This window comes from Pseudomonas sp. GM49, assembly GCF_000282355.1.
Classification (GTDB): Bacteria; Pseudomonadota; Gammaproteobacteria; order Pseudomonadales; family Pseudomonadaceae; genus Aquipseudomonas.
This window is the reverse complement of sequence record NZ_AKJL01000315.1, coordinates 1-3,629: the sequence shown is the minus strand read 5'-3', so window position 1 is coordinate 3,629 and position 3,629 is coordinate 1. Positions and strand designations below refer to the sequence as shown.

Genomic DNA, 3,629 nt, shown 5'->3' with positions numbered 1-3,629 from the left:
GATGAGGACGTCGTTACCCGCACCGCCCACGAGCGTGTTGTCGAGCGCATTGCCGGTGCCCGCGAAATTGCCGCTGCCGCCGTAATACAGATTTTCGACGTTGGCACCCAGGGTGTAGCTCGCGAGCGAGGTCCAGACCGTGTCAATACCCTCACCGCCAAGCTCGGTCACCACGTCACCAAGGTCGGTGACTTCGTAGACATCGTCGCCAACACCGCCGGCCATGGTGTCGGCACCCGTACCGCCGATGAGAACGTCATTGCCCGCGTCACCATTGAGGATGTCGTTACCGCCCAAGGCGTTCAGGATGTCGTTGCCATCGCCTCCGCTGGCCACGTCGTCGCCTGCCGTGCCGGTCCATATGTCGACACCGGCGGTACCGACAAACACATCACCGACCACTGTCGTTGCGGCAGAGGTGACCCGCTCAAGCGTGCCGAGGTCATCGACGTAACTCGCGACGACACGCAGTTGCTGAGCGGTCTGCGTCGAGTCGGGCGTGAAGGTCGTGCCCGTCGCGCCGGCGATGTCGGCAAAGATCGCACCGCTCCCCACCTGCCACTGATGGGTAATCACCGAGGTCGTGGTCCCGTTGGCGTCGGTAAACGCATCCGTGGCGGTCAAGGCCGAGCCTGGCGTCGGGGTCGTATCGCTGATCAGCACCGTGCCAACCGGCAGGACATTGACGGTGCCGGTACCGGCCGGCGAGATCGGTGCGGTCGGCGCCGAGAACACTTCCTCCAGCACGCCATTGGCGTCCTTGTAGACCGCCCTGACGCGCAGAGCCAGTCCGGTTGGCACAACGAGTTCCGGAATAGCCGGCACGGCGCCGATGAGGGTCGCCGGTGGTGCGACCCTGAGTTCCGAGCCCACCGTGACGGTCGTACCCTCTGCGCGCGCGACCTCTCCGGCGGCAAAGAAGGTGATGTCTTCGAAGACGCCCGAGCCCGCACGCGGTTCGAACTGCCAGAAGAAACTGATGGGCCCGGTGATCGCACCGCCGGTCGCGGTATTGTCGGCATCCGTGATGTCTGCCGCCGATACCGTCAACACCTGGCCGACGGCGGGCGTGGGATCGTCGATCCTCAGCGAGCCGACTGGCGTCGAGTTCAAACCACCGAGCACGAGCGCCTGATCGGCGAACTGCAGCCGCTCGATATTGCTGAGGGTGTCGACCCCGTCCCTGGCAGCGACATTGTCGGTGACCGTAACGGTGCCGTTGACGTTTTCGACCACGGTGTAATCCGCAAAATTGCCGGAGAACAGCGCCGTGTCGAAGTCGGGGCCGGGCGCCGTCAGGATCTCGCGGACGATCTGGAGCTGGCCGGGGTTATAGGTGCCGTTCAACATCAGCGGGACCAGCGGCGTCATGTTATCGAAGGAGGCGATTTCCGGCCCGGTGCCATCGATGTTCTGCCGTACGCTGATGCGTACGTTGAGCCACTTGTCACCGTCGATGAGGTCATCGCCGCCACGGCCTTCGAGGACGTCGCTGCCAGCACCGCCCAGGACGATGTTGCCCCCGTCGAACTTATCGTCGGCCGTGCCCACAATGCCATCGGCGCCAGCAGCAGCGGCACCGACGAACGCCCGCAGACCGCTGATGAGGTCGAAATTGGTGAGCACGCTGCCCTTGGCACCAGCGACGGCGAGCAAGTCTGCAGTGGAGTCATCGCCGCTGAGGAAGTCGGCGTGGGACGATCCCGACAGCCCTTCCACCAGGTCCAACCGGGCAAGGATCGACGCGTTGGAGCCAGGCACCGCCGGTTGATCGAAGAAGCGCAGCCTGGAGTTGAGGCCGATGGTCACGCCGGCCGGATCGTCCTTGAAGGTCGCCCAGTCGTAACCGGAGAACCCGATGAAACGGTCCGCCTCGCTGGGGCTGCCGATCATGATGTCATCACCGCCCTCCCCGTCGAAGTTGTCCGGGCCGCCATCGCCCATGAAGACGTCGTTGCCATTGATCGGATCGTTCCCGAATGCGTCGAAGTTGTCGCCGGCAACACCATCGGCGGATCCGCCCTGGATCCAGTCGTCACCTTCGCCGCCGCGCGCGAATTCGTTCGCCTTGCTGCCGAGGATGAAGTCGTTGCCCAGCCCACCGCTGGTGTCGGCCGCGTCCTCGCCGGTGATGATGAAGTCCTGGCCGGCCTGGCCGAGGATCAGGTTGAGGCCGTTGCCGCCCTGGATGACGTCGTTGCCGTCCTCGCCGTGGATGACGTCGTCGCCGCCGATGTCCGTGATGATGTCGTCACCGGCACCGCCAAAGAGCTGGTCGTTGCCGTAGCCGCCATCGATCCGATCGTTACCGGCATCGCCATAGACCGTGTCGTCGTCCGAGTCACCGGCAATGAGGATGTCGTTGCCGGGCGTGCCGCCCAACACGACCGTTTCGGCGCCGGTATAGTGCAGATAGTTGGTATCGGGACCCGTTGTGGCGGGATTGTCGCGGATCACCAGCGGCGTGAGGAAGTCACTGCGCGGTGAGCCAATCGGGTGGACCGACGGACCAAACGGATCGGCATTGGCTGGCAGATCGTCGATCGTGCCGACAATGCCGTCGGGACCGGCAATCACACTCGGGTTGTACTGGTTCGCCTGGTTGACCTCCAGAGTGTAGGCCGGCGTCAGGAAAACCCTGCCCGGGAGGTGTGTTGCATCGGTATTGGCCATGACCAGCGCGGAGAACGTGTTGTTCTCAAGCTCGGCGCCAAAGTCCATCGAGGCAGTGCGCTCCAGATAGTAGAAGCGGTCACCGTCCTGGAGTTTCTCCATCTGGTTCTCGAACACGAAGTTGAAGGTCGAGCCGAGCATGCCGCCAAAAGGCATCTTCTCCTCGGCCAGCCCGCCAACCCAGAAGTCGACGTTATCCAGGCCGGTGATGGTCACGTCGTCTGCCGTGTGCAAAACGCCGTCCGCACCAGCGGTGCTGGTCCAGGCACCGGTGCTGTTCAGGAAGTCGACACGGTCGGCCGGTGCGGTCGCACCGCCGAGCACCAGGTCCGCAGCCGCGGCACGCTTGTCCGCCAGCGTGGTGGCGGCGGTGATGGTCGGGTGCGTGCCGTAGGCGGCGATGAAGTTGATCAGCGATTCCGGATGCTTCATGTGCTGCACGAAATCGGCCCAGCTCGTGTAGGGCTTGAGCTCTGCGTCACCTGTGGGCAAATAGAACTCCCGCCGCGCCGCGTTCAGGGACGGAATGCCGGTATCGCGGCCGCGCGCCAGGTTGATGGCGGGCAGATCGAGCGGCAGGCCCAGCAGGTTGTTGCGCAGGGCTTCAGTGACGAACTCGTCGATCTCGTTACCCACCTGGCGAGTCACGCCGCGCACGATGGCACCGGCCGCCTGTTCTGGGGTCGGACCGCTGCCTGCGAACTCCAGTGGGTTGAGGAAGGCCTGAATCAGCCCGATATCGCTCGAGGCGAAGTTCGGATCAAGCCGGTCGACCTGCTCCAGCAGCATCGAGTGCCCGAAGCGATAGACGGTGTGCGCGAACTCGGCAACGATGCTCGGATCGATCGCGGTGTCGTACACCTGGCCCGGGGCGAAGAAGGGATCGACCATCGGCTGGATCGTACGCGCGAACTCTTCGAACACCAGGTGCTGGTACTGCATCTCGGTGCCGAACT

The 3,629-nt window shown here is 64.2% G+C and carries 1 protein-coding gene; it reads right to left on the bottom strand.

Features of this window, described 5'->3' with window-relative positions; all coding sequences use genetic code 11:
* Positions 1–3,629: peroxidase family protein (locus PMI29_RS02010; RefSeq protein ID WP_008003912.1), on the bottom strand; the 3,629-nt coding region annotated here is incomplete at both ends.